This is a genomic window from Microcoleus sp. Pol17C6 (assembly GCF_036701145.1).
Taxonomy (GTDB): Bacteria; Cyanobacteriota; Cyanobacteriia; order Cyanobacteriales; family Microcoleaceae; genus Microcoleus.
Genome location: NZ_JAUBQH010000059.1, coordinates 14,412 through 40,066 on the forward strand (window position 1 = coordinate 14,412; position 25,655 = coordinate 40,066).

23 protein-coding genes are annotated in these 25,655 nt (G+C 45.5%); 13 read left to right on the plus strand and 10 right to left on the minus strand.

What is annotated here, in order from left to right; translation table 11 throughout:
• Nucleotides 1-177: 177 nt before the first annotated feature.
• From glcD to QUA25_RS23210, 3 genes are all read right to left on the minus strand, one after another.
• The gene (gene glcD / locus QUA25_RS23200; RefSeq protein WP_333041480.1) at nucleotides 178-1,653 is read right to left on the minus strand and encodes a glycolate oxidase subunit GlcD; all 1,476 of its coding nucleotides are present in this window, start codon (nucleotides 1,651-1,653) and stop codon (nucleotides 178-180) included.
• A gap of 73 nt (nucleotides 1,654-1,726) precedes the next feature.
• On the minus strand, nucleotides 1,727-2,611 hold the full coding sequence (locus tag QUA25_RS23205) for a DUF6671 family protein (RefSeq protein WP_333041482.1): 885 nt from the start codon (nucleotides 2,609-2,611) through the stop codon (nucleotides 1,727-1,729).
• Nucleotides 2,612-2,700: 89 nt separating this feature from the next.
• Nucleotides 2,701-3,093, minus strand: a complete 393-nt coding sequence (locus QUA25_RS23210) for a transporter (protein WP_333041483.1) — start codon at nucleotides 3,091-3,093, stop codon at nucleotides 2,701-2,703.
• A 123-nt stretch (nucleotides 3,094-3,216) separates the two neighbouring features.
• On the opposite strand from QUA25_RS23210, the gene QUA25_RS23215 reads away from it, so the two are divergent.
• From QUA25_RS23215 to QUA25_RS23230, 4 genes are all read left to right on the plus strand, one after another.
• Nucleotides 3,217-4,428 carry a glycosyltransferase family 2 protein gene (locus QUA25_RS23215; RefSeq protein WP_333041484.1) on the plus strand — a complete coding sequence of 404 codons (1,212 nt, stop codon included), beginning with the start codon at nucleotides 3,217-3,219 and terminating at the stop codon, nucleotides 4,426-4,428.
• 188 nt (nucleotides 4,429-4,616) lie between these two features.
• On the plus strand, nucleotides 4,617-4,751 hold the full coding sequence (locus QUA25_RS23220) for a hypothetical protein (protein WP_333041485.1): 135 nt from the start codon (nucleotides 4,617-4,619) through the stop codon (nucleotides 4,749-4,751).
• Between the two features lie 187 nt (nucleotides 4,752-4,938).
• Nucleotides 4,939-5,202: a hypothetical protein gene (locus tag QUA25_RS23225; RefSeq protein ID WP_333041486.1), complete on the plus strand. Its 264-nt coding sequence runs from the start codon at nucleotides 4,939-4,941 to the stop codon at nucleotides 5,200-5,202.
• 3 nt (nucleotides 5,203-5,205) lie between these two features.
• Entirely contained in the window at nucleotides 5,206-5,571 is a 366-nt protein-coding gene (locus QUA25_RS23230; protein WP_333041487.1) for a type II toxin-antitoxin system VapC family toxin, read from the plus strand.
• A 103-nt stretch (nucleotides 5,572-5,674) separates the two neighbouring features.
• Here QUA25_RS23230 and QUA25_RS23235 read toward each other — a convergent pair whose 3' ends face one another.
• From QUA25_RS23235 to QUA25_RS23245, 3 genes are all read right to left on the minus strand, one after another.
• Entirely contained in the window at nucleotides 5,675-5,887 is a 213-nt protein-coding gene (locus tag QUA25_RS23235; RefSeq protein ID WP_333041488.1) for a type II toxin-antitoxin system HicB family antitoxin, read from the minus strand.
• Complete coding sequence (locus QUA25_RS23240; RefSeq protein ID WP_333041489.1) at nucleotides 5,871-6,146, minus strand: type II toxin-antitoxin system HicA family toxin; 276 nt, start codon at nucleotides 6,144-6,146, stop codon at nucleotides 5,871-5,873. Before QUA25_RS23240 ends, QUA25_RS23235 begins: the two co-directional genes overlap by 17 nt.
• A gap of 248 nt (nucleotides 6,147-6,394) precedes the next feature.
• Nucleotides 6,395-10,390: a magnesium chelatase subunit H gene (locus QUA25_RS23245; RefSeq protein WP_333041490.1), complete on the minus strand. Its 3,996-nt coding sequence runs from the start codon at nucleotides 10,388-10,390 to the stop codon at nucleotides 6,395-6,397.
• A 535-nt stretch (nucleotides 10,391-10,925) separates the two neighbouring features.
• Here QUA25_RS23245 and QUA25_RS23250 point away from each other — a divergent pair.
• From QUA25_RS23250 to QUA25_RS23275, 6 genes are all read left to right on the plus strand, one after another.
• Nucleotides 10,926-11,909 carry a calcium-binding protein gene (locus tag QUA25_RS23250; RefSeq protein ID WP_333041491.1) on the plus strand — a complete coding sequence of 328 codons (984 nt, stop codon included), beginning with the start codon at nucleotides 10,926-10,928 and terminating at the stop codon, nucleotides 11,907-11,909.
• Between the two features lie 151 nt (nucleotides 11,910-12,060).
• Nucleotides 12,061-13,086, plus strand: a complete 1,026-nt coding sequence (locus QUA25_RS23255; protein WP_333041492.1) for a calcium-binding protein — start codon at nucleotides 12,061-12,063, stop codon at nucleotides 13,084-13,086.
• Between the two features lie 286 nt (nucleotides 13,087-13,372).
• A complete protein-coding gene (locus QUA25_RS23260) occupies nucleotides 13,373-14,425 on the plus strand; it encodes a calcium-binding protein (RefSeq protein ID WP_333041493.1) in 1,053 nt (350 codons plus the stop codon).
• Nucleotides 14,426-14,499: 74 nt separating this feature from the next.
• Nucleotides 14,500-15,534, plus strand: a complete 1,035-nt coding sequence (locus tag QUA25_RS23265) for a calcium-binding protein (RefSeq protein ID WP_333041494.1) — start codon at nucleotides 14,500-14,502, stop codon at nucleotides 15,532-15,534.
• Nucleotides 15,535-15,689: 155 nt separating this feature from the next.
• Entirely contained in the window at nucleotides 15,690-16,763 is a 1,074-nt protein-coding gene (locus tag QUA25_RS23270; RefSeq protein ID WP_333041495.1) for a calcium-binding protein, read from the plus strand.
• A gap of 208 nt (nucleotides 16,764-16,971) precedes the next feature.
• Nucleotides 16,972-18,003, plus strand: coding sequence for a calcium-binding protein (locus QUA25_RS23275; protein ID WP_333041496.1), 1,032 nt, complete (start codon nucleotides 16,972-16,974; stop codon nucleotides 18,001-18,003).
• 104 nt (nucleotides 18,004-18,107) lie between these two features.
• Here the strand turns inward: QUA25_RS23275 and QUA25_RS23280 are convergent, their stop codons facing one another.
• On the minus strand, nucleotides 18,108-18,584 hold the full coding sequence (locus tag QUA25_RS23280) for an ankyrin repeat domain-containing protein (protein WP_333041497.1): 477 nt from the start codon (nucleotides 18,582-18,584) through the stop codon (nucleotides 18,108-18,110).
• 36 nt (nucleotides 18,585-18,620) lie between these two features.
• Between QUA25_RS23280 and QUA25_RS23285 the strand changes: the two genes are divergently transcribed.
• On the plus strand, nucleotides 18,621-19,901 hold the full coding sequence (locus tag QUA25_RS23285; protein WP_333041498.1) for a lipid-A-disaccharide synthase: 1,281 nt from the start codon (nucleotides 18,621-18,623) through the stop codon (nucleotides 19,899-19,901).
• A 142-nt stretch (nucleotides 19,902-20,043) separates the two neighbouring features.
• On the opposite strand, the gene QUA25_RS23290 is transcribed toward QUA25_RS23285, so the two are convergent.
• The 3 genes from QUA25_RS23290 to QUA25_RS23300 are packed head-to-tail and all read right to left on the minus strand — an operon-like array spanning nucleotide 20,044 to nucleotide 21,457.
• Entirely contained in the window at nucleotides 20,044-20,214 is a 171-nt protein-coding gene (locus QUA25_RS23290) for a YqaE/Pmp3 family membrane protein (protein WP_333041499.1), read from the minus strand.
• 39 nt (nucleotides 20,215-20,253) lie between these two features.
• Nucleotides 20,254-21,198, minus strand: coding sequence for a fused MFS/spermidine synthase (locus QUA25_RS23295; RefSeq protein WP_333041500.1), 945 nt, complete (start codon nucleotides 21,196-21,198; stop codon nucleotides 20,254-20,256).
• Nucleotides 21,188-21,457: a hypothetical protein gene (locus tag QUA25_RS23300; RefSeq protein WP_333041501.1), complete on the minus strand. Its 270-nt coding sequence runs from the start codon at nucleotides 21,455-21,457 to the stop codon at nucleotides 21,188-21,190. The genes QUA25_RS23295 and QUA25_RS23300 overlap by 11 nt, the downstream gene beginning before the upstream one ends.
• A gap of 355 nt (nucleotides 21,458-21,812) precedes the next feature.
• On the opposite strand from QUA25_RS23300, the gene QUA25_RS23305 reads away from it, so the two are divergent.
• Entirely contained in the window at nucleotides 21,813-22,883 is a 1,071-nt protein-coding gene (locus tag QUA25_RS23305; protein ID WP_333041502.1) for an ATP-binding protein, read from the plus strand.
• Between the two features lie 79 nt (nucleotides 22,884-22,962).
• Nucleotides 22,963-25,524 (plus strand): primosomal protein N', encoded by a 2,562-nt coding sequence (gene priA / locus QUA25_RS23310; protein WP_333041503.1) that lies wholly within the window; start codon nucleotides 22,963-22,965, stop codon nucleotides 25,522-25,524.
• Nucleotides 25,525-25,655 lie beyond the last annotated feature (131 nt).

The following is a 25,655-nucleotide window of genomic DNA, read 5'->3' on the forward strand; positions in this document are numbered from 1 at the left end:
AACGTGATATATAGGCAAGCAAGCGAGCGGGACTCTCGCACTCCTAAAAAACGAGAAAAATCGTTTTTTCTCGTTACCCGACTATGGCTGGGAACGCATACTTAGAGGCTTTGCCTCGCCATTGTAGAGACAATTATCAGGTGCTTTTCTGCTCACCTTACCCGCATAAATAGCGAATTAAAAAACCTCCACACCATCCAACTTCTTAAAAGTTTCAACCTTAGCCTTCGCCGCTTCGCCGCAAGTCTTCGGCGTCGGAAACATCTTCCCAGGATTCGCCAAACCTTTGGGATTAAATACCTGACGCACCCACTGCATCGTCTCCAAATCTACCTCGGAAAACATATCCGGCATAAAACACTTCTTGTCAGCACCGATGCCGTGTTCCCCCGAAAGACTTCCCCCAACTTTCACGCAAAGCCTGAGAATTTCCCCGCCCAATTCTTCCACCTTTTCCAGCGCACCTTTTACCGAGTTATCGTACAAAATTAGCGGGTGTAAATTCCCGTCTCCCGCATGAAATACATTAGCAATTCGATAACCGTATTTCTCGCTCAAACCCTCAATTTCTTTCAAAACATAAGCCATTTGCGTTCGCGGAATTACGCCGTCTTGCACGTAATAATCAGGGCTGAGATGGCCCGCCGCCGCAAAAGCAGCTTTCCGCCCTTTCCAAATTTTTAGGCGCGTTTCCGGGTCAGTTGCCGTGGTGATATTTCGCGCTCCGTTGTGCTTGCAAATATCAGCAATTCGCTGTTTGTTTGTGGCCACTTCCACTTCTAAACCGTCGATTTCTACGAGTAGAATTGCCGCCGCATCGCGGGGATAACATCCAGTTGCCACCACATCTTCCACAGCATTGATGCTGATGTTGTCCATAATTTCCATGCCGCCGGGAATAATGCCAGCGCTGATAATATCGGAAACCGATTCGCCGGCTGCTTCTATACTGGAAAAATCCGCTAGGAGAACGCAAATCGATTCCGGCGCTTTGAGAATTCGCAGAGTAACTTCTGTGGCAATTCCTAAAGTGCCTTCGGAACCGACAAATACACCAGTTAAATCGTAACCGGGCATTTCGGAAATTTCGCCACCGACATCGACAATTGAACCGTCCGCAACTACCAATTTTAATCCTAAAACGTGATTAGTTGTGACTCCGTATTTGAGGCAGTGAACGCCGCCAGAATTTTCGGCAACGTTGCCACCAATTGAACAAACAATTTGGCTGGAAGGATCGGGCGCGTAGTAGAAACCTGCGCCGCTAACTGCTTGCGTTACCCAGTTATTAATTACTCCCGGTTGCACGACTACTTGCTGATTTTCTAAGTCTACTTTCAGGATTTTTCGCATCAGGGCAGTGACAATCAGCACGCAGTTTTCTACAGGCAAAGCGCCGCCGGAAAGGCCTGTTCCTGCGCCTCTAGCAACCCAGGGAATTGAGTTGCGATCGCATATTTTGACCACTTGCGCCACTTCCTCCGTAGTTCGAGGCAATACCGCCACGGCGGGGCGCTGGCGGTAGCTGGCGAGTCCGTCGCACTCATAGACAATCAATTCTTCGCGGCGCTGTACGACGCCATTTTTGCCAACTACAGCCTCGAATTCTTTAATAACGGGTTTCCAGTTGCGTTCTGTTTCTACGGCTATCATTAGTGAATTTAATTAGGGAACTATCAATAATATTGTGACAAATTTTACTATTTTTGTGCAATTAATTATTTTTCTAAGGGTTGCAATATTGACAAAGGGAAGGATCGGCAGTCTCTCGACCGTCGGGAAATAGTTTTTCTTTAGTATAACCGCACTTTTTGCATTTATAGATTGCCGATCGCGCTAGCTGAGTCGGAAAATAGCACAGTCCGCAAGGCAATCCGATTTTCGTCTCAGCAATATCGAATCCCGGCCAACCGCACTCCGGGCAGAATTGCTTAAATTTTTTAACTAAATCGAGAGTTGCATTTTCGATGTTTTTCATCCGAGTTGGATTGTACATCGCCCGCATATCTGTTTCGATGTGAACTCGGCCGGTTGACGATTTTTTTAAGCCTGCTGTCACAGCGTCAAAAAGTTGTTTTTCTGTCCTAATGCCCTTGACAATTTCGCCGTTACCGAGTGCAGCGTCGCCAACTATAACCACCAGTGCGTGTTCTGGAAATCCAGCTTTTTTAGCAAAATCATCTGCTTCTTCTATACTGGAAACTAACTCGTGACTGTAGTTAGTTTCAACCGAGAAAGAGTCGCCGATTAGTTCTAGATTGTTGGCTCGATCTAATAAAATTACGATTTCTCTGTTAGCTGGCAGATACGGCATCATTGGGTGAGGGCCGAAAGTACCTTCGCTGGCAAAGGCAAGAGTTTCGCCCGCAATTTCTAGGGCTTTTTGTGCTTTATGGCGAGCCGCTTCTATTTGTGTTCCTAAGCGTTTAACTTCTCTGGTGAAGGTGCCGAAAGTGTCAGTGTCAAGCTCCGCAGGTACTAGGATATTTACACCCAATTCTCGTTCCAAAACGGGAGCCATCACCCGTTCTTTTTGGTGCATGGTAGCAAGAACTGCGGTGCGATCGCTCAATAATTGATTCGGATTCACAGGCTCAGAAATATTAGACATACAGCAGCATCATTTCATAACAGAAGGCTCAAATACACCCTTTGACCTAAGTTATCAATTCAGCACTCCAGCGTCAATCTTAAAAGTCGCTAGTTGCCTCCAGTCACTCCCCCTGCTTGACCTCTGAGTACAAAAATTACTCCCGTCATAATTAGCGCCACGCCTACTAACCGCAGCGGCGGCAAAGGCTCGTGAAATATCAGTTTGCCACCTAAAACAGTAAATAGGTAACTAATTGACAGTAAAGGCGAGACTATGCTAAGGTTGGCCCGCGACAAAACTACAATAAAGCCGATCGAAGAAATTGCATACAAAGAAAGACCACCTACTATCAACGGCTGAGTAGCCATTGCTATAATTTTTTCTATTAAATTAGCAGCGCCAATGGGCCCTAATATTTTAGCTCCTGCCTTGAGACTAAATTGACCTGCTACGCCGCACAATATTGCAGCAAGCAATAACATAAAAACGCTTCTATTCATAAATTTACTAACCTATAGTACAATCAAAAATTGCCGTTGCCAAAAACCTGAAAAACTTTAATTAATTTTTGTTAGGTTTTATTCACCACTAATATTTTAAGCAGAGATACGGGAAAATCAAGTATGGTCGATCGCGATCGAGAGTGGAACAAATATATGGCAGAACAGACCAATCCAAGCGGAGAATACACTCTAGAACTATCGATACTCATGCCTTGCCTGAACGAAGCAGAAACTTTAGAAATCTGCATCGATAAGGCGCAGAAGTCCCTGCGCGAACTTGATATTACCGGCGAGGTCATCATAGCAGACAACGGCAGCACTGACGGTTCTCAAGCTATCGCTACCAGAATGGGAGCGAGAGTCGTGCCCGTAGCAGCCAAAGGCTACGGCAGCGCCCTCATGGGAGGCATCATCGCAGCGCGCGGAGTTTATATTATCATGGGCGATGCTGACGATAGCTACAATTTTTCCAACCTCGGTGCTTTTGTCAACAAATTGCGAGAAGGTTTCGACTTAGTAATGGGAAACCGCTTTCAAGGGGGCATCAAACCTGGTGCAATGCCGCCGCTGCACAAATATTTAGGAAATCCGGTGCTGACATGGGTTGGGCGGCTATTTTTTGCCAGTCCCGTCGGCGATTTTCACTGCGGACTCAGGGGTTTTAGGAGAGACTCTATTTTGAAACTCGACTTGCAAACCACGGGGATGGAATTTGCTAGCGAAATGGTGGTCAAGGCCTCTGTATACAAGCTGCGGATAACTGAAATCCCAACCGTACTTTCTCCCGACGGCCGATCGCGCCCACCGCACTTGCGAACTTGGCGAGATGGCTGGCGGCACCTCCGATTTTTGCTGCTTTACAGTCCTCGCTGGCTGTTTTTGTATCCGGGTACTGCGCTGATGATTTGGGGTCTAATTGTTAGCATTTGGCTGTTGCCCGGTACTCAAAAAATCGGGGGTATCAGCTTTGATGTACACACGCTGCTGTATGGTGCGATCGCAATTATCATCGGTTTTCAAGCAGTAAGTTTCGCTTTTTTTACCAAAATTTTCGCCATCAGCGAGAAATTCCTGCCCGAAGACCCCAAACTCAACAAAATATTTCGCTATGTCACCCTAGAGACAGGATTGATTGTCGGAGTCACGCTCATATTAATCGGAATAGTTGGCTCCTTCTTGTCATTAACTATCTGGAGCGAAACTGCTTTTGGTTCTCTCGATCCTTCTAAAACTCTGCGTTTGGTTATTCCCTCGCTCACTTGCCTGACTGTTGGTTTGCAGATGGTTTTGTCGAGCTTTTTTCTCAGCGTGCTGAGCTTGAAGCGTAGGTGATAATATTCAAGATACTGGCAACATTCCTCAAAACTAAATTTCCATGCAGAGGAAGTTCAGGGCGATCGCAATGCAGGCAATATCGGGGCGATCGCAATGCAGGGAAAATTAGGGCCGCTGGAGCCAAATTTCAGACTATCTGGTATAATCAAACAGCCCGATCTAATAATTTTCAATAGCTATGAACTATGAAAACTCAAGAACTTCGCCAGAAGCTTAAGCAATCCATAGATCGCTTATCTCCTGAACGGCTGCTCGTTGTGGATGATTTCTTAGCTTATTTATTAGCAGAACATGAAAGCAATGAAGCTACGGTGGGATGATTAAAAATTCCCGGTTTTATTGAAGTATTTAATAAAGCCAAAAAAGATGTAGCAGCAGGTAAGGTGACTTCTGTTGAGCAACTCAAACGAAAATACTCATGAAAGTCTAAAGTTTTATTCAGTCGTTCTTAGCTTTGATGTTCAAAATTGTTTTGATAGTAAAAATAAAGAATAGTTGATATTAGCTATGCAGCGAATATTTGAGGCTATATTAAAGGGCAACGTTTTAGAATGGGCTAATGAGGTTCCAACAGAGGGCGAGCGCCCTGTCAGAGTTTATGTTATTTTACAAGAAGAGCGATCGACTTTAAGCGCTGAGTTTCGCCGTCAGAGAATAGTTGAAATATTGGAAAAAATTGCAGCTAATAATGTCTTTGCTGAAATTAGCGATCCAGTGGAATGGCAGCGAGATTTGCGTCAAGACCGTCCACTTCCAGGTAGGGGTGAATAATGAATGCTGCTAGACAGTAATATTATTATCTACGCTTCCCAGCCAGAAAACTCGCAGATTAGGCATTTTATTGGCGAAAATGACATAGTTGTATCGGCAATAAGTTACCTTGAAGTCTTGGGTTATCATCGGCTAAATGAAGAGTATAGATTGTACTTTGAGGAATTCTTTGGTGTGGTGGAGGTTGTACCAATTTCTAACGCTGTACTCGATCGCGCAGTGCTGTTGCGAGAGATAAGGGAAATGACACTTGGGGATGCTATTATTGCGGCAACAGCTTTGGTATATGACAGAACTTTAGTAACAAGAAATATAGGGGATTTTCTCTGGATTGCTGAACTCACACTGATTAACCCGTTTGAGGCTTAAGAAAGATGGGCGATTCCCTACCCTTCTGGAACCCCTACGCGAAGATAGCTTTGGTCGCGCGGACTTGGAAAAAAAAGGGCGAGCGCCTGTGATTCTATTTGAACTACGCAAACATCAAGCGACCTTTCGGTTGTGGAATAGGACGACCCAGTGCGTTAGCCGTTTCTATCCACTCCTGCATAATAATTTCTAGATTCTCCAATGACTCCTGATAAGTTTCACCATCAGCAGCACATCCCGGTAATTCAGGTACTTCCGCAATAAATACCTGGTCTTCCTCACTCCAGTAAATGATTACTTCATACTTCATTGTCATCTTGGTTAACCAATTTATATTTCAGAATTACTGCCCGAACTTGCTTTACTTGATAAGCTTTAGCTTTTGATTTATCTGCTTTCTGGGGTTGGAGGTTGATAATTTCTGCGACTCCCTCCTTCGTGAAAATATGGTGACTCCCCTTAATGGTTACCTCAAATCCTAAAATCTGGAGTATTTGACATAAATCGCTAAAGGAAAAATTAGCATCAGATGCACCAAGCATCAGCTTGCCTAGGAGTTTGTTTATTTGAGTCATTAATTTACTTTAATATATTGATTGTTTACTAAAAATTTTATATATAAATATATGATAACACACTAACTAGAGATTTTTACCGAGAGTTTGTGTAAAGTTTTCCCTACTGATGAAGGTGGTAGGAGTACGGTAATCCCTACTCTTAAGCTATACCAATTCTATTAAATTTATTTACATAAACTTGACCTTTTCAAAACAGTGCAGGGGTATCCGCTACCCCTACACAATTCTAGACTAATTTGGGAACCTTACTCGACCCCCTCAATCCGGTCTTCCACCTCCTGATACAACTCACGCAAGCGATCCAAATTGTTCTCCGAAGTCTCCCAATAACCCCGGCCATTCACCTCAAGCAAAGTGCTGACAATCTTGCGGAACGAATGAGGATTCAAGTTAAGCAAACGCTTCTGCATCTCCTCATCTTGGATAAACGTAGTGTTGACATCCTCATACACCCAATTATCCACAGCGCCCGCCGTCGCACTCCATCCAGTCGTATTCACCAGACGCTTAGAAATCTCCCGCACGCCTTCATAACCGTGCGACAACATCCCCTCGTACCATTTCGGATTCAGCAGCTTAGTCCGCGAATCTAAACGCACGGTTTCTGATAGCGTCCGCACCTGCGCGTTGGCTGTGGTTGTATCAGCAACAAAGGATGTCGGTTTCTTCCCATCTGCGCGCAAACTGCCGATCAATTTAGTGGGATCGGAGTCGAAATAGTGCGACACGTCGGTTAGGGAAATCTCGGCAGAATCCAAGTTTTGGAAAGTAACTTCCGCAGTTTTCAAGGATGATTCAAAAATCTTCCGGTCTTGTTCCATTGTTCCCGGATTGTCGGAAGAAAAGGCGAAGGATTTGCGAGTTAAGTACATTTCCTGCAACTCGGCTTCGCTTTCCCAAGTGCTGTTTTCCACCGCCAAGTTGATGTTAGATGAATAGGAACCAGACGCATTGGAAAATACCCGCGTTGCTGCTTGTCGCAGGTTGATTCCCATTTCTTCCGCTTGCTTCAGGGCGTGTTTGCGGACGAAGTTCATCTCTAAGGGTTCGTCGGCTTCCGCTGCCATTTTCACGGCTTTATCTAACAAATTCATTTGGTTGATGAACAAGTCGCGGAATACGCCCGAACAGTTAATTACTACGTCGATCCGAGGGCGTCCCAACTCTTCTAAAGAAAGCAATTCGAGTTTGTTTACCCGGCCCAAAGCGTCGGGAACTGGCTTCACTCCCACCATCCACATTACTTGGGCGAGGGATTCGCCGTAAGTCTTGATGTTGTCGGTTCCCCACAACACAACGGCGATCGTTTCTGGGTAATTTCCGCCGTTATCAACGCGCTGTCTTTCTAACAGCCGATCGACTACAAGCTTAGCAGACTTAACCGCCCCCGTTGTAGGGATTGACTGCGGGTCTAAAGCGTGCATATTCTTGCCCGTCGGCAAAACATCCGGGTTGCGAATCGGATCGCCACCGGGGCCAGGCAGAACATACTCGCCTTCTAACGCGCGCAACAAAGCGCCTAATTCGTTGTCAGCACAAACTTGCTGCAAGCAGAATTCCAGATACTCAAACAGCGGTTTAATCGGTTCTGGATCGATTTTTTTGTAACCTGCGGCGTGCAGCGCATCAACCCAAGGTGTTTTCTTGCCCATGTTGAAGAAATTCAACTTAGAAACAAGGGAAACTCTACCCTCAGCATCGGTTTGTTCCTTCACCAAAGCGCCAACGGCATCCCGACAGGCCAAGGTGATGTTTTGCAGCAATTCGACATCAGTTAAAATGCCTTTGTCGCTGTTGCTGTAAATTTCGCCGATATCGCGTCCGAGACTGTTAGCAATAATCCGCGGCAAGCTGATCAGCCCGTCTTCTTCGCGGTCTAAATTGGCGATATTCACCAAAGTTGCGATCGCCTCTTCCGCAGTCGGCGGCTTACCGATAACGTGCAAACCGCAAGGTAACAACCGCGACTCAATTTCCATCAACTTGCGGTAAACCAAGCCAACTAAATTGTCGCGTTCCTCCGAAGTCATTCCCGCAGCAACCCCTCTTTCTTGTTCGGGAGGTAGGGCGATATCCTTGTCCAAATTCACCAAACGGCATTTTTCAACGATCGCATCAACAATCGGCACACCGCGCCCAGTCTCTTTCAAAGTTTGATAAGAAGCAATTAACTCGCTGAGTTCCTGCAAACCTTTGTACAAACCAGCATTTTCAGCCGGAGGAGTCAGATAGCTGATTGTTTCAGCATAACTGCGGCGCTTGGCAATTGTTGCCTCGCTGGGATTGTTGGCGGCGTAATAATAGATATTGGGAATTTTGCCGATCAAACTGTCGGGATAACAATCCCCAGACATTCCCATCTGCTTACCGGGCATGAATTCTAGCGAACCGTGAGTGCCAAAGTGCAGCACCGCATCCGCACCCCAAATGCGCTCCAAATATGTATAGTAAGCAGCAAAACCGTGGTGCGGGCTGGCGGAACGAGAGAATAACAACCGCATCGGATCGCCTTCGTATCCAAAAGTAGGTTGCACTCCGATAAACACATTGCCGAAATGTTTGCCGAAAATCAGCAAATTTTGTCCGTCGCTGTTCAAATGTCCCGGAGGCGGGCCCCAATTTTCTTGCAAGCGTTCCGAGTAAGGAGTGAATTCTTCGTATTCAGCTACCGACATCCGGTAAGCAACATTTAATTCCGGGCTTTGGTATTGGGCTGTTGCGTCGTGGATGACTTCTTGCATCAGTTTTTCGGCGGAATCCGGCAATTCTGGCAAGTCGTAACCGTTGCCTTTTAAGGCTTTCAATACTTGGTAAATCGAGCCGAAAACGTCCAAATAAGCGGCAGTTCCGACGTTGCCTTTGTCCGGCGGGAAACTGAAAACTGTGATCGCAACTTTTTTATCTAATTTTGGTTTGCGGCGCAGCATTGCCCATTTCATGGCGCGCTGGGAAATTGCTTCGATTCTATCTTGCAGGGCGATCGCCTTGCCAGTTGCGCCATCTCTTCCCGACAAAATAATCGGTTCGATCGCGCCATCCAACTCAGGAATGGCAATTTGCAAAGCAACTTGAATCGGGTGCAAGCCTAAATCGCTATTTTCCCACTCTTCCGTCGTTTGGAAAACCAGCGGCAAAGCCACCATGTAAGGGCAATTTAATTTTTTCAAAGTCTCGATCGCCTTCGGGTGATCTTGTTTCGCCGGGCCGCCCACCAGCGCAAAACCAGTCAGAGAAACGACCGCATCAACTATCGGCAGCGGTGCAACACCTTTGGTCCCAACTTCCAAGAAAAAAGTTTCGACTGGTTTCGAGAAGTCCAAACCGCCGGCAAAAATCGGCACCACCCGCGCCCCCATTGCCTCCAATTCCTGCACCATTGCTACATAGTGCGCGTCATCTCCGGTGACTAAGTGAGTCCGCTGCAACACCAAGCCGATGCAAGGTGCGAGGGGGTCTTTGAGGTCTGCCGAAATATCTTTGCGGGCGTTGTACCAGGTGAGATATCCTTTTACATCCTCAAACATCGACGGTGCCAAAGGATGCCAAATTCCCATATCCGGGTAGACAACGGGCTCTTGAAAAGTTAGCTGTTCCTGGCCTTTGAATACATATTTATGTGACAGCATCAGCAAGAAGTTTTCCAAGTTTTCTTGGGAACCGCCCAGCCAATACTGGAAACTCAGCATGAAGTTGCGCGCATCTTGGGCTTTGTCGATGGGCAAATATTTCAGCACTTTCGGCAGAGTTTGCAGCAGTTTCAGCATTCCGTCTTGGAAGGAACTCCCGGATTTTTCCTTCCGTTTTTTCATGAATTCGCCGATCGCACTTTTGCTTTGTCCCAACTGTGCCATCGAGAAACTGCCCATTTTATTTAGTCGCATCACCCCTGGCATCGACGGGAAGACGACGGCGACATCCAAGCTGTCGCGCAGCGGTTCCACCGCCGCTACCACTTTTTCTGCCAAATCTTCGATGAAAATTAGAGAAGCAATAAATACATTGGCATCTGCCACATCCCGCTTGAAGGCCTCGTAATTTTCCGGGCTGCGGAGTTCCTCGATCAGGTAGCCGCTGATTTCTATTGCCAAATTCGGATTTTTCTGGTTTATCGATCGAACCGCTGCCGACAGGGCGCTTTGATACTGCGGTTCCAGTACGACATAGACCACCTTCATGAGCGATCGCCCCTGCAAGTTTTCCGGCACAACGTGGCGAATGGTGGGCTTGACGTGAGTGAACATCCGGTTAGGCTCCTTTAAGATGCTGTTTTCGGGAATCGGGAATTTTTTTATCCCATAAGCATTTTTACCAGAAAACGCTTGCCATTAGGCGATTTGAGCCTGCACATGACACAATTCGACAAATTTAGGTCAGATTTTCGTTACATTTTTTTATAAATTCCTTGAGCAAATACTCCAGTTTTTATTTACAAAAATTTACTTGACATATTACTTGTTATATGTATAGGATTAATGAGTTGGATAAAAATAATTAAAAATTACCCAACAATTGAGAAAAAAATCCTGAAAAAAGTTCCAAGTTTTGTAGAATTGATCAAACTGACGATCGAGCAATTAACTGAGGGGAAAAAGGCATAATTTCTGAAAGCAGAATGTAGCCTTGCGATAATTGCTGCGTCATCAAGATTGACATTTTACCAGGAATTTAAAACCATTTCGTAACGTCTGTTTTGTGTAAATTCCTGATCGGCGATCGAGTTCAAGGAAAACTAATTGCTATAGAATCTCAAACTCATCCAAACTTGAAGGAAAAAACATGGCTAACTACGCAATTTTCGACGAACAATTCTACCTCGCCTCATATCCTTGGATCAAACCAGCTATTGACGCAAGAGTCATTTCATCTGGAAGAGAACACTTTGAAAAATTCGGGCGAGAAGGCGGTCTAACTAATGTATCGCGTTATTTTGACGAAAATGCTTACCTTGCTGGGAATCCAGATCTCGCACCTTTCGTCCGCACAGTCAACCCAAACGCGCCTTTTGCGACCGGCCTCGATCACTTTATCCAGTTCGGTTACGATGAAGGACAGCGCCGCACCCAAGTATCACCCGAATACAACGAAACCTTTTATTTAGCAAACAACTCTGAACTCCAACCGTTCATTCAGAACGGAACTTTCAAATCAGGGTACCAGCATTTCGTTCAATTCGGGGCAAAAGAAGGTCGTTTCGGAACTTCATTTTTTGAACCGGAATACTTAAAAGAAAACCCCGACATCGTGCCGTTTGTCAACTCTGGAAACTTGAAAACAGGCCGCGAACACTTTTTCAATTTCGGGCAATTTGAGCCGGCCCGCGACGCGACTTTTGTCGGCACCCGTACCAACGATGTTTTAACTGGTGTTGGCGTGGGCGATGTCGAACTTGTGGGAGTGGAAGTAGGTATAGATCCCCAAGGCAACCGCCAGTATGAAAGCTTTGGCACCAATGAATTCGATGTCTTGATTGGTGCTCCGGGAACCAATACATTCGTACTCGGAGTTCCTGCTACAGCCGGGAATGTCACCCCGACACCGCTGTATTTAGGTAACGGTCAAGCTACGATTCGCAACTTCGACATAGAAAGCGATTTTATCCAACTGCAAGGAACTTCTTTAAACGGCTACAATCTGATTCCCATTGGCAGCAATTTGTCAATCCAGCGTTTTGGAGATGTGATCGGCGTGATTGAAGGAGGAGCAAGCTTGGGTTTAACTTTCCAAGAATCTAACGGTAATGGTACTTTCTTGATTGGATAGTCATTGGTCATTGGTCATTGCTGATTGGTCATTAGTCATTAGTCATTAGTCATTAGTCATTAGCTAATGCTGATGATTAATGATTTTTTATTGGCGGTGGGCGATGGTTCTATAAAAAAGTACGATAGCACTTTACTTTAAACAGCAAACTATGAATTACGATATCTTCGACGAACAATACTACCTTTCGCAATATCCGTGGCTGAAACCAGCCATTGATGCAGGCATCATCAAATCTGGAAGAGAACACTTTGAAAAATTTGGTCAAGCCGCCGGCCTCACGAAAATATCCCGGTATTTTGATGAAGATACTTACCTTGAGGCAAATTCAGACCTTAAACCATTTGTCCGCACTCCCAACAATCCAAACGCGCCTTTTGCGACCGGACTAGACCACTTTATCCAATACGGTTACGAAGAGGGTCGCACTCGCGTATCGCCTGAGTATGACGAAGGTTTTTATGTAGGAACTAACCAAGATTTGCAGCCGTTTATTCAGAATGGAACCTTTAAAAATGGCTACCAGCATTTCATTCAATTCGGTGCCAAAGACGGTCGGTTGCCTACTTCTTTCTTGGAACAGGGATACTTAGGGAACAACCCCGACATTGGGCAGTTTGTCGAATCTGGAACCTTGAAAACTGGTCGGGAACACTACTTCAAGTTTGGACAATTTGAGCCAAGCCGCTCTGCGACTTTTGTGGGAACTTCTGGCAATGACATCCTCACCGGTTCCGGGGCGGGGAATGTGGAATTAATTGGAGTTGACGTAGAAGCCCCTAACGGTCTCCGACGATATGAAAGTGACGGCAGCAATGAATTCGATACTCTCACTGGCGGTAGCGGCCACGATAAATTCGTGCTTGGTGACATTGTTGGCTTCAGGGGAGGAACCCTCTCATCCAGACAGTTCTACATTGGTGCAGGTTTTGCTACAATTCGGAACTTTACTCAAGGCCAGGATATCATCCAGATAGGGATTCCCTTAGATCAATTATTGGTGTTTCCAATCAACAATAATCGAGACTTAGCTATCCAAACGAATGGCTTTCCCGCAGTTGAAAATGGAGTTTTCACAGCCAGTCGCTTTGACACAATCGCTGTTGTTGAAGGTAGTGGCAATCTCAATTTGAATCTATTACCAGGATCTAGTATTATTAGATCTTTTCTTGGGTAAAAATATCGCAGCTATAGATGGTTTGCCTTAGTCCATGATGGGGAGACTTATTAATTAAACAATCGGTAAATACAATTTCCACAATTCAGGGCAAAGCAACTCTAAATCTGCCAACAATTGGGACAAAAACTCCATTTATCGATCCAGTATGTCTCACTTTACTCGGCTAGAAAGCATAGAGATTAAGTGAGATTTGATTGGTAAAATCACCCAATCAAATAATTGTCTCAGTTCGCGATTATTGAGAAATTGCATAAATACCTCATTAAAGCCACAGGAGGAAAACATGGCTAGTTACGCAATTTTTGACGAACAATACTACCTTTCGCAATATCCGTGGCTGAAACCAGCCATTGATATAGGAATCATCAAATCAGGAAGAGAACACTTTGAAAAATTTGGTCAAGCCGCCGGCCTCACAAAAATATCGCGATATTTTGACGAAGATACATATCTAGCTCAAAATCAAGATATTGCACCCTTTGTTCGCACAGCCAACAACCAAAACCGACCCTTTGCTTCAGGTTTAGACCACTTTATCCAGTTTGGTTACGAAGAAGGCCGCACGCGAGTATCGCCTGACTACGACGAAGTTTTTTATTTAAAGCGCCACCCCGAAATAACTCCCTTCGTGCAGAACGGAATTTTTAAATCCGGCTTTCAACACTTTATCCAATTCGGAAAAACAGAAGGTAGGTACGGGACAAGTTTCTTTGAACCACGTTACTTGGGAGATAACCCAGATGTGGCGGAAGTTGTGGAGGCTGGAAGTTTAAAAACTGGTCGAGAACACTATCTAAAATTTGGGCAATTTGAGTCAAATCGATACGGATTTTTTACAGGAACCAACGGTAATGATATCGTCACGGGATTTACAGCGGGAAAAAATCAAATTATCGGACTGCAAGTAGCTTTCGCCGGCCCAAATCCACCTTTTGGCATTAATAAGAATAAGTATGACGCTTTGAAATTGGATGACATCACGAGAGAGCCTTTTCTGACTACCACTGAATTCGATACATTGATTGGCACTTCTGGCATTGATTACTTCGTGCTCGGAGATGCTGTTCCCAACAACCGACGTAGTTTGATCAGCCGGGTAGATTTCTATACGGGCAGTGGGGAGGCCAGGATTGTCAATTTTGAAAAAGGAAAAGATTTTATTCAGTTGGTGGAAAGCTTTAATGAACTGAATATATTTCCATCAGGGGCGGACTTATTAATTCAAAAATCGGGAGATACACTTGCCCGAATTCAGGGCGGATCAAATCTAACTCTGCAACCTATTGGGATGATAAATCCATTTAGTCCTCCAGTCGGTCTCACTTTCCTGGGCTAGAAAGCATAGAGATTAAGTGAAATTTGACTGTTGGCAAAAATCAGCCGATCGAATATTGTGTCAGTTCCAGATAAGTGATAAAGTGCGTAAAAAGCTCATTAAGACCGCCAGATAAAAACAGGGCTAGTTACGCAATTTTTGACGAAAAATACTACCTTGCTCAATATCCTTGGGTCAAACCAGCCATTGATGCAGGAGTTATCAAATCGGGACTAGAACACTTTCAAAAATTCGGTGAAGCAGGGGGCTTAACCAAAGTATCGCGCTATTTTGACGAAGCTACTTACCTCGCTGGCAACCCAGATATCGCTGCCTTAGTCCGCACCCCCAACAACCCAAATGCCCCTTTTGCTACAGGGCTAGACCACTTTATCCAATACGGTTACGAAGAGGGTCGCACTCGCGTCTCGCCTGAGTATGACGAAACTTTTTATTTAGCAAACAACTCAGAACTGCGATCTTTCGTTCAGAACGGAACTTTCAAATCAGGCTACCAGCATTTCATTCAATTCGGAATCAAAGACGGTCGTTTTGGGACTTCATTTTTTGAACCGGAATACTTAAGGAACAACCCCGACATTGTGCCGTTGGTCAACTCTGGAGCCTTGAAAACCGGTCGGGAACACTACTTCAATTTCGGAAAAAACGAGCCAAACCGATCCGCTACTTTTGTCGGAACTTCCGGAAATGACATCCTCACAGGCGTTGGTGTGGGGAATACCGAACTGATTGGAGTTGAAGTAGGTATCGATCCCCAAGGCAATCGGCAGTATGAAAGCTTTGGAAGTGATGAATCTGATGTCCTGATCGGCGGCCCTGGGAAAGATACATTCGTACTCGGAGTTCCTGCTACCTCCGGTACTCCCACATCCCGTAGCCTCTATGCGGGTATCCCCGGTATAGTTACAATTCGGAACTTTGATAAAGACAATGACAAGATCCAGTTGGCAGGCTCACCCGCTACCTACAGAACAAGTGGTGGTGGTAACGAGTTGTTAATCCTAAGCCCAGGATCTGAGACAATTGGTAGGATTGAGGGGGGAGGAGATTTAGTCGTGTCTACAATTCAGCAAAACGGGAACGACACTTTCTACTTATTCCTTAAATAACCGGAACCTCGGTTATCTCTTTCTCAATTAACATGGTAGGTGCGTTAATAACGCACCCTACTGAACTTGGGAAAAATCACCCTATCGGGTATTGTGTCAGTTCTTGATGATTGATAAATTGCATAAACAGCTCATTAAAGCCGCAGTCGAAAAACATGGCTAGTTACGCAATTTTTGACGAAAAATACTATCTTGCTCAATATCCTTGGGTCAAACCAGCCATTGATGCAGGAGTCATCAAATCGGGATTAGAACACTTTGAAAAATTCGGTCAAGCCGGCGGCTTAACTAAAGTATCGCGGTATTTTGACGAAGCTACTTACCTCGCTGGCAACCCAGATATCGCTGCCTTAGTCCGCACCCCCAACAACCCAAATGCACCTTTTGCGACTGGCCTAGACCACTTTATCCAATACGGTTACGAAGAAGGTCGCACTCGCGTATCGCCTGAGTATGACGAAGCGTTTTATCTCGCAAATAACCTACAGTTGCAGCCGTTTATTCAGAATGGAACTTTTAAAAACGGCTACCAGCATTTCATTGAATTCGGCATCAAAGACGGTCAGTTTGGGACTTCATTTTTTGAAACGGAATACTTACTGAAAAACCCCGATATTGTGCCGTTTGTTAACTCTGGAGCCTTGAAAACAGGTCGCGAACACTACTTCAATTTCGGAACTTCCGATCCCAACCGCTCTGCGACTTTTATCGGAACTTCTGGAAATGACATCATTACCGGTGCTGGGGTGGGAAATACCGAATTAATTGGAGTTGAAGTAGGTTATGTTGCAAACAGTGATGGCTTTTCCATCCCCGGCCGAAATTATGAAAGTGAGGGCAGTAATGAATTCGATACTCTCACTGGCGGTAGCGGCCGCGATCGATTCATGCTCGGAGACGTTTTAGTAGGCAGTGGTGGTAAGGGATACAGTTCCCCAACAAAGTTATATATCGGGCCTGGTTTTGCTACAATTCGGAACTTTACCCAAGGTCAGGATACCATTCAGCTAGCAACAAGCGATATCCAACCTTCTTTAGATAAATTCTTGATATTTCCCATCAACAACAATCGAGATTTAGCTATCCAAACGAACGGCTTGTTCGTTTACTTTCCAGATGCAACTTCGGGAATTAGTAGCTTTGACACGATCGCTGTTATTGAAGGCGGCGGAAATCTCAAGTTGAATCTATTACCAGAATCTAGAGCTAATCTACCTTTACTTAGCTAGAAATCTTTAAGCTATTGGGGATTTGCCTGATTGCTGCTGGGGAGTACGATCGCACATTCAAAAAAAGGGCGATCGTACTTTTGTGTTTGCCATAAAAATAATAAAATCTGCTTAACAATAATTAACTTGACATACTGAGTTAGTAGAGTTAGTAATAGTGGGTCAAGTTTAACCGATAAGTAAGCAGACTAAGCTTAAAGCAAAAATTATGACTAATTATGACATTTTTGACGAACCGTACTACCTGGCGCAATATCCTTGGGTGAAACCAGCCATTGATGCAGGAATCATCAAATCTGGAAGAGAACACTTTGAAAAGTTCGGTCAAGCCGCCGGCCTCACAAAAATATCGCGGTACTTTGACGAAGCTACTTACCTTGCCGGCAATCCAGACATCACACCCTTTGTCCGCACTCCCAACAACCCAAACGTGCCTTTTGCGACAGGCTTAGACCACTTTATCCAATACGGTTACGAAGAGGGTCGATCGCGCGTATCGCCAAATTATGACGAAGCATTTTATGTAGCAACTAACCGAGATTCGCGGTCGTTTATTGAGAATAACTTTAAAAGTGGCTACCAGCACTTCATTCAATTCGGCCGCTTCAGTAATGGTACTTCTTTCTATGAAACAGTATACTTAAATAGAAACCGTGATATTGGACCTTTTGTCTACTCTGGAGCTTTGACAACTGGTCGGGAACACTACTTCAATTTCGGAAAAAACGAGCCAAACAGGTCTGCTACTTTTATCGGAACTTCCGGCAATGACACCCTCACTGGTATAGGAGTGGGGAATGTCCAATTAGTTGGAGTAACAAGCTCTGCAGGCTTTGGCGCCGGAGTGTCTGGAAGTGACGGCAGCAACGAATTCGATACTCTGATTGGCGGACCCGGAGCCGATACATTCGTGTTAGCGCAGCCTGTATATAGCAGTAGAGTGTCTGTGGTTGGATATAAATCTTTCTACGTTGGACCGGGTTTTGCTACAATTCAAAACTTTACCCAAGGTCAGGATACGATCCAGCTCGGCTCTACATCATTATTCGATAGATACATTGTGTTTCCCATCAACAATAATCGAGATTTAGCAATCCAAACAAACGGCTTGCCGTTCTTTACACCAAATGGAGGCGACCAACTTAGTTATGGTGATACGATCGCAGTTATTGAAGGTGGCGGAAATCTCAAGTTGAATTTATTACCAGAATCTTCTTTTGGGACACTTTTACTTGGATAGAAATATCGCAGCTATTCGGGATTGGTATTGGTCTGCTGTCGGTGCGATAATTAATTGTACCCTCCAGAAACCGGGTTTCTCGAATAAACCCGGTTTCTAAGCTTTTAATGCCGATCGCGCGCTAGCTTCAAAACCTCAACCGTATCTTTGTGACCTTCCGAAGACGCCCAAATTAACGCAGTCCAAGTATTATTATCCTTAGCTTTGATATCAGCTCCTTTATCGATTAAAAATTCCACAACTTGAGTGCGCCCGCTACCTGCCGCACTCATCAAAGCCGTCAAACCAAAATTAGTTTTAGCATTCACATCCGCCCCCGCCTCCAGCAAAAGCTGTACAATCTCCGTATGTCCGGCAGCAGCGGCACTCATTAACGGCGTCCACCCGTCATTATCCTGACTGTTGGGCCCCGCACCTGCCGCCAGCAATTTTTTGACGATCGCCGAATTGCCAGCCTCAGCCGCAGTCGTCAAAGCCGTCGCACCTTCCTCATCTTTGGCATTGATATCTGCACGCTGTTCCATCGCACTTTCTACAGCCGCAACATCACCCGTCTTGACGGCATTAATTAAATCTGTCATAAATTCTCCCTTGTATCCTCTCAAATATTAAATCCTATGACAGTCGATATTTTAATCCTCTCCAACGGCCCCGGAGAATTGGCAACTTGGGTGCGTCCCGCCGTGCAAGCTTTGCGCGAACAATTGGGAAACGCGGGCACTCAAGCGCGAATCTCTGTGGTGCTGTCCCCCTGTCCGCACGCCACCGGGAAAGAAGCAGAAATAGCCTGTTCCTACCCAGAAGTGGACAGAGTGCAAGCACCGGAGCATTTTTTTCCATTCCTATTATCTGGCAAAACTGCTGAAAATTGGGATTGGCACGAAACAGGAGTTGTTTTATTTTTAGGCGGCGATCAATTTTTTACGGTTGTTATTGGCAAAAGGCTCAAATATCGCACTGTTATTTATGCTGAATGGGACGCACGGTGGTATCGCTGGATTGATAAATTTGCGGCGATGAAACCGGAAGTTTTTGCTAAAATTCCCCAAAAATATGCTAAGAAATTTACAGTTGTCGGAGATTTGATCGCCGAAGTAGGGAACGGGAAATCCGGCAGGGCGGGCACGGGGACACCGCCCCTACGGACAATAGAATTAATTGGATTGTTGCCCGGTTCTAAAGCGGCCAAATTAGCTTTAGGTGTACCGTTATGTTTGTCGATCGCCCAATCCATCCACCGCCTCCGCCCTGAAACTCGCTTTGTAATTCCCGTTGCTCCTACCATAGATGTGCAAACTTTAGCAGGTTTTGCCGACCCCAAACAAAATCCTTGCCTGCATTTATTTGAAAACGCCAGCGCCGAACTTCATTTAACAGAACGGGCGTTTTTGCAGACAGCAAATAACTTACAAGTAGAACTTTGGACGCAGACACCCGCCTACGATTTGCTATCAGAATGCAGCCTGTGTTTAACTACTGTGGGAGCGAATACTGCCGAATTGGGTTCGTTAGCCGTACCGATGATTGTTTTGATTCCGACGCAGCAATTGGATGCGATGAAAGCTTGGGACGGATTGCCGGGATTGCTGGCAAATTTGCCGTTAGTAGGTTCAGCTTTTGCGACTGCGATTAATTGGCTAATCTGGCAATTGGGAAAGGGAAAGCTTTATGCTTGGCCGAATATTTGGGCACAGGAGGAGATTGTGCCGGAGTTAATTGGGAAGCTGGAACCCGATGCTGTTGCTCAATTGGCGATCGACTATTTGAGCCATCCTGAAAAATTAGCACAAATGGGCGATCGTTTGCGTGCGGTTCGAGGAGAATCGGGGGCGGCGAAAAAAATTGCTGAATTGGTTTGTGAAGAAATTGAGGTGCAATCAAATTCTGATAAGAATTAGATTTATTTATTTTTAACCGCAGATGTCGGCAGATAAACGCGGATGAACCCAGATTTAATACAGATTAATTGGTGGAAACAGGCAAAAGAAAACTTATTTTCTCTTGCCTGTTTATTATCCCAAAACTGGATTTGAACTCAAGTTAAGCTCGATCGTGCTTAGCAATCACCCAAACAGCGTGAATGATGCCGGGAATAAAGCCCAAAAACGTGAGAACCAGGTTGATCCAAAAATCAGTACCGATGCCGACAGTCAAAAATACGCCCAGAGGGGGAAGAAAAATTGCAGCGACTATGCGAATTAAATTGTCCATCTCAGTTATTCCAAACGAGTTTTCTCTTTCAATTTAACTTCACTGACCAACCGAACCTTTCCCGAAAAACTTAGGCGGTGCGGCCATAGTGTAAACTTCGGTTTCAGCGGCGATTACCTGTCGTAAGTGACCGGGAAGCTGCATCAACCCCAACAGTGTAATTCCGTCGAACATCCGCAACCCGCCAGTTGTTTTCTCGGCGAGTAATTTGTCAGTAACTGTGGGTTCGGGCCGCGTATTTATTTCTTGATTAGAAGCTATCGCAAAACCCCAAGGAGCTCCGTAAGTAGAAATAAAGCTGGTGCAGGATTGAACATTGGAGAAAACAGATTTCAGGGTATTCACAATGCGAGCGTGCATTTTCATTTCTGCCGGAGAAACGGGGCCCGCTTGCACTACGAAATATCCGTTAGGTGACATTACGCTGCGAACTTTCTCAAAATACTCCTTGGTAAACAACTGGAAAGATGGGCCTTCTTCAATGGGATCGGACAAGTCAGAAATGACAATATCCCAATCATTGTCAGTTTTATCTAAATAGTCCAAAGCATCGCCGATTACTACTTCGCAGCGGGGGTCATCAAAGGCATTTTGGTGCATTTCGGGCAGGTGTTCGCGGCAAGCTTCTACTACTTCGCCGTCAATGTCGATCATCACGACTTTTTCAACTGTTTTCCAGCGCAGCACTTCTCTAATTGTAGCTCCTTCTCCGCCGCCAAGAACGAGGACTTTTTTGGGTAAACCGTGACAAATCATGGCTGGGTGCACCAGGGGTTCGTGGTACAGAAACTCATCGCCTGTACAAGATTGCCACTTACCGTCCAAAACTAAGCCTTTGCCGTAAGTACCGGTCTGAACGACATACATTTCTTGATAGGCTGTTTTCTTGTAAGCGAGCACCGCGATGACGCCGTGAACGTAAATATCCCAAGGGGTAATGTACTCGCTCATCCAAAAATCGGCACGAACTTCGCTACCTGACATCAATTACTCTCCAAATATAAACGGCTGTGTCGATGTTGTCACAAGTAGTAGTTATTAGCACAAAATGGTGCGGGTGTGTGAGTACGATCGACACATTAAAGTGAGATTTCTCAGCAATGCTATAGTGTGATTGCGTTCTGGGAGAGAGCAACGAGCTTGTTACTTGAGATTGCTTGTGCGCGATCGCGCGCCCAGTCGATCGCACTTTTCCCGTCGCCCCCGGTCGATCGCACTCACATTTAATATTTTCGCTTTGCATTGCCGACGGGTTTTGTACAAAGGTTGTCTGAATCGGGCAATTTTTCGCGCTGGGCCCGCCTTTATCAGTTTGCGATCGCCCTGCTTATTTACCAATAATCGGATGAAAACCCTGCAAATGCGAGAGTTATGAATAAAAGTAGCGATCGGTTTTAACCAGATTTGTTATTAATATGTTGACATTCTGAAGGTATCTTAGATAAGATTTTTAGATCGACCAAAATAAAGGAACTGTTAAAATTTTCGGACACAATTGGCGAGGCGATGTGTTCCAAAATTGTAACTAGGTAAAGGGTGCAACTAAATTTTCTAATAAAACTGTTATGACACTATTTAGAGTTTCAAAATAATAGCCGATGGAACCAAGAGACTGGGAAAAAAGAATCAAAGAGCTGGAAAAGGAAAATCGACTACTGCGGGAAAAACTCGAAAATTCGGAAACCGAACGCAGCAAATTACAAGCCCTTAATCAAAAAAAAGAATCTTTGCTAAAAAAGCTCACAGAGGAATTTAGAGATTCCGAAAATATTTTAAAAGCAAGAATGTCTACACTAGAAAAAGCTCTGGAAAATCAGCAAACAACGCAGCTCAAATTGATCGAAGCCGAAAAAATGTCGGCTTTGGGAATTTTGGTAGCTGGTATCGCCCACGAAATCAACAATCCCGTCAACTTCATCTACGGCAATATTACCTATGTCAATGACTATGCAGGCGACATTTTAAAATTGCTCGCAATGTACCAGGATCGTTATCCCGAAATAGATGCAGAGATTGAAGCTTTTCTGGAAAAAATTGACATCGACTTTTTGCGCGAAGATTTGTTGAAAACTCTTTCGTCAATGAAACTTGGCTCCGAGCGCATCCGCGAAATAGTGCTGACTTTACGCAACTTTGCGCGGGTAGATGAAGGTGAAAAGAAACCCGTTAACATTCACGAAGGAATTGACAGCACCTTGTTAATTTTGCAGCATTTAACTAAAGAAAAACCAGGTCATTCGGCTATAAAAATTATTAAAAATTATGGATCTTTGCCCAAGGTAGAGTGTTATGCTGGGCAATTAAATCAGGTATTCATGAACATCATTAATAATGCTGTTGATGCCCTGCGGGAGCGAGAGCAAAAGTCTTCACTGGACGAGATAGAAGCCAACCCTATACAGATGACCATTACTACTTCTATTCTTTCCCAAAATTGGGCAAGAATTAGCATCAAAGATAATGGTCTGGGAATGAATGAATCTGTAAAAGCGAAAATTTTCGACCCGTTTTTCACCACCAAACCAGTTGGTCACGGGACGGGTTTGGGACTGTCAATTAGCTATCAGATTGTTGTGGACAAACACGGCGGGAGGTTGGAGTGCATCTCCGCAATTGGAGAAGGGACTGAATTCGCGATCGAGATTCCGATCGCCAATTCCCGCAGCTAAGATCGATCGATCGAGCTAAACTGAGGGATAATGAAAACTCCCTTTGACCGCGGCTCCTCCTAGTTTGATGTGCAACCCTATGTCTACTGTCACTTTTGGTTTGTCAACCCCTATAGCGGCAGAGGCCGGGGCATCCTACGGCAGCAGCGAACCGCCACAGCGCCCCACCGTGCGGGCAGAGTGGATCGAGGTATTGGTGGACTCTCCTTTCAGGGTTGCGGGCGACTCCGCTGGGGAGGAAAATAAGTTATTTACCTATCGTTTACCTGCGGAACTTACCGTGCAACCAGGGGATATTTTGAGTGTACCCTTTGGCAGTCAACAGGTAGGCGCGATCGCGATTCGGTTCATTTCTCAACTGCCGCCAGACTTAGATCCGGCGCGGGTTAAAGATGTCGAAGATGTTGTCAGTACGGGATTTTTCCCACCGACTTACTGGGAATTACTCGAACGCACTGCCACCTATTATTGCACACCTTTAATACAAGTAATTAGAGCTTCGCTGCCGCCCGGTTTGTTAAGCCGTTCCGTGCGCCGAATTCGCTTAATTAAAGACGCAATTTCTCCGAATGCCGAAACATTTCTCAATCCCGCCGCTAGTCAAATTTTGCAATTGCTGCAAGCTCAAAAAAACGGCGATTACACTTGGCAATACCTCCAGCGCCAAGTTAAGGGAAGTTATCGGGGATTGAAAGATTTATTGAAACGCGGTTGGGTAGAAAGTTATTTAGAACCGCCCAATCCTCCCAAACCACAACTCAAACCGGCAGTGACATTAATTGCTAGTGCATTTGTCACAGATCTAACCAAGCGGCAACAAGAAGTATTGGAAGTTTTGCGGCGCGGCGGCGGTGAAATGTGGCTGAATGATTTGTTGAGAATTTGCAGTGCGAGTTCTTCGGTTGTAAAAAACTTGGAACAAAAAGGTAGCGTTGTCATCGATCAAAGGGAAGTTCTCAGGGGCGATCGCGGAATTTCTCAATTGCCAGATGCACCCAAAACATTAACTCATTTTCAAGCTCAAGCCTTAGCGTTTATTAACTCTTTTTCGGGATTCCGTCAAGTGCTGCTGCACGGCGTTACAGGTTCCGGGAAAACCGAAGTGTATTTGCAGGCGATCGCCCCAATCTTAGCCAGCGGCAAATCCGCCCTCGTACTCGTTCCCGAAATCGGGCTCACACCGCAACTTACCGATCGATTCCGCGCCCGTTTTGGCGAGCAAATTTGCGTATACCACAGCGCCCTATCCGACGGCGAACGTTACGATACATGGCGTCAGATGCTGACTGGAACACCGCAAATTGTCATCGGCACGCGATCGGCCATTTTTGCGCCTTTACCTCACCTCGGCTTAATTATCCTCGATGAAGAACACGACAGCAGCTTCAAACAAGACCAACCAGCCCCCTGTTACCACGCCCGCACCGTTGCCAAATGGCGCGCAGAATTAGAAAATTGTCCCTTAATTTTAGGTTCCGCAACGCCAGCATTAGAGACTTTTGTCGGGACGCGAAGAGATTATTACTCGTTACCCAATATCCATTATTTATCATTGCCCGATCGCATTTATTCGCGCCCGATGCCGCCTGTGGAAATAGTCGATATGCGCCAAGAATTGCGGCAAGGAAACCGCTCAATTTTCAGCGCTTCCCTGCAAAACGCCCTGGAAGAATTGCGAGCAAGACAACAGCAAGGTATTCTATTTATTCACAGAAGAGGACACAGTACCTTTGTGTCTTGTCGGAGTTGCGGGTATGTGATGGAATGCCCGAACTGCGATGTTTCCCTTTCTTATCACCACGTGGGCGAAGCAACCGCAGAAGTGTTGCGGTGTCACTACTGCAACCACACGGAACGACACCCCCAAAACTGCCCGGAATGCAGTTCTCCTTACTTCAAAAACTTTGGCAGCGGCACTCAGCGAGTAGAACAGGAATTAACGAGATTATTTCCCGAATTGCGGGCAATCCGATTTGACAGCGATACTACTAGAAATAAGGGCGATCACCGCCGATTGTTAACGCAATTTGCCAATGGGGAAGCTGACATTTTGTTGGGTACGCAAATGCTGACGAAAGGGCTAGATTTAGCTGGAGTAACATTGGTGGGAGTTGTGTCTGCTGACGGGTTGCTGAACTTATCGGATTATCGGGCAAGCGAACGAGCTTTTCAAACATTAACTCAAGTCGCGGGACGTGCAGGCAGAGGTGACGATCCGGGGCGGGTAATTATTCAAACTTACACTCCCGAACACCGGGTAATTCAAGCAGTTAGGCGGCACGAATATGCAGATTTTGTGGAAACAGAATTAGCAGAAAGAGCGGCCCTGAATTATCCACCTTCGGGGCGGCTGATTTTGTTGCGGTTGAGCAGTGTAGATGCGGCGGAAGTTGCGGTGACTGCGGTACAATTGGCGTCTGTTTGTCAGGAGTATATTGAGCGATTGTCTGTACCGGGGTGTGAGTTGTTAGGGCCTGCACCTGCCGCGATTATGCGGGTTGCAAATCGGTATCGGTGGCAGATTTTGCTGAAGTTGCCTTTGGATGAGTCGGTGGATTTGTCGGATTTGATCGGATTGCGCGATCGCACGCCGCGTTCTGTTACTTTAACTATTGATGTCGATCCGTTGAATTTTGGTTGAGGCTTATTGGTGGGGTGGGGGCGGGTTTTTATAGATTGTTAGTCAGCCTCAAATATGGTTGGTAAAACCCGCCCCTTGTATCTTAAAAGAGTCAGGCGATAGATCGCTACGTCAGTCAGTTGATCGTTACA

Excerpts from the sequence above, each read along its gene's own strand:
- glcD (WP_333041480.1), bottom strand. The coding sequence starts at position 1,653 with ATGATAGCCGTAGAAACAGAACGCAACTGGAAACCCGTTATTAAAGAA.
- QUA25_RS23205 (WP_333041482.1), bottom strand. The coding sequence starts at position 2,611 with ATGTCTAATATTTCTGAGCCTGTGAATCCGAATCAATTATTGAGCGAT.
- QUA25_RS23210 (WP_333041483.1), bottom strand. The coding sequence starts at position 3,093 with ATGAATAGAAGCGTTTTTATGTTATTGCTTGCTGCAATATTGTGCGGC.
- QUA25_RS23215 (WP_333041484.1), top strand. The coding sequence starts at position 3,217 with ATGGTCGATCGCGATCGAGAGTGGAACAAATATATGGCAGAACAGACC.
- QUA25_RS23220 (WP_333041485.1), top strand. The coding sequence starts at position 4,617 with ATGAAAACTCAAGAACTTCGCCAGAAGCTTAAGCAATCCATAGATCGC.
- QUA25_RS23225 (WP_333041486.1), top strand. The coding sequence starts at position 4,939 with ATGCAGCGAATATTTGAGGCTATATTAAAGGGCAACGTTTTAGAATGG.
- QUA25_RS23230 (WP_333041487.1), top strand. The coding sequence starts at position 5,206 with ATGCTGCTAGACAGTAATATTATTATCTACGCTTCCCAGCCAGAAAAC.
- QUA25_RS23235 (WP_333041488.1), bottom strand. The coding sequence starts at position 5,887 with ATGACAATGAAGTATGAAGTAATCATTTACTGGAGTGAGGAAGACCAG.
- QUA25_RS23240 (WP_333041489.1), bottom strand. The coding sequence starts at position 6,146 with ATGACTCAAATAAACAAACTCCTAGGCAAGCTGATGCTTGGTGCATCT.
- QUA25_RS23245 (WP_333041490.1), bottom strand. The coding sequence starts at position 10,390 with ATGTTCACTCACGTCAAGCCCACCATTCGCCACGTTGTGCCGGAAAAC.
- QUA25_RS23250 (WP_333041491.1), top strand. The coding sequence starts at position 10,926 with ATGGCTAACTACGCAATTTTCGACGAACAATTCTACCTCGCCTCATAT.
- QUA25_RS23255 (WP_333041492.1), top strand. The coding sequence starts at position 12,061 with ATGAATTACGATATCTTCGACGAACAATACTACCTTTCGCAATATCCG.
- QUA25_RS23260 (WP_333041493.1), top strand. The coding sequence starts at position 13,373 with ATGGCTAGTTACGCAATTTTTGACGAACAATACTACCTTTCGCAATAT.
- QUA25_RS23270 (WP_333041495.1), top strand. The coding sequence starts at position 15,690 with ATGGCTAGTTACGCAATTTTTGACGAAAAATACTATCTTGCTCAATAT.
- QUA25_RS23275 (WP_333041496.1), top strand. The coding sequence starts at position 16,972 with ATGACTAATTATGACATTTTTGACGAACCGTACTACCTGGCGCAATAT.
- QUA25_RS23280 (WP_333041497.1), bottom strand. The coding sequence starts at position 18,584 with ATGACAGATTTAATTAATGCCGTCAAGACGGGTGATGTTGCGGCTGTA.
- QUA25_RS23285 (WP_333041498.1), top strand. The coding sequence starts at position 18,621 with ATGACAGTCGATATTTTAATCCTCTCCAACGGCCCCGGAGAATTGGCA.
- QUA25_RS23290 (WP_333041499.1), bottom strand. The coding sequence starts at position 20,214 with ATGGACAATTTAATTCGCATAGTCGCTGCAATTTTTCTTCCCCCTCTG.
- QUA25_RS23295 (WP_333041500.1), bottom strand. The coding sequence starts at position 21,198 with ATGTCAGGTAGCGAAGTTCGTGCCGATTTTTGGATGAGCGAGTACATT.
- QUA25_RS23300 (WP_333041501.1), bottom strand. The coding sequence starts at position 21,457 with ATGCAAAGCGAAAATATTAAATGTGAGTGCGATCGACCGGGGGCGACG.
- QUA25_RS23305 (WP_333041502.1), top strand. The coding sequence starts at position 21,813 with ATGGAACCAAGAGACTGGGAAAAAAGAATCAAAGAGCTGGAAAAGGAA.
- priA (WP_333041503.1), top strand. The coding sequence starts at position 22,963 with ATGTCTACTGTCACTTTTGGTTTGTCAACCCCTATAGCGGCAGAGGCC.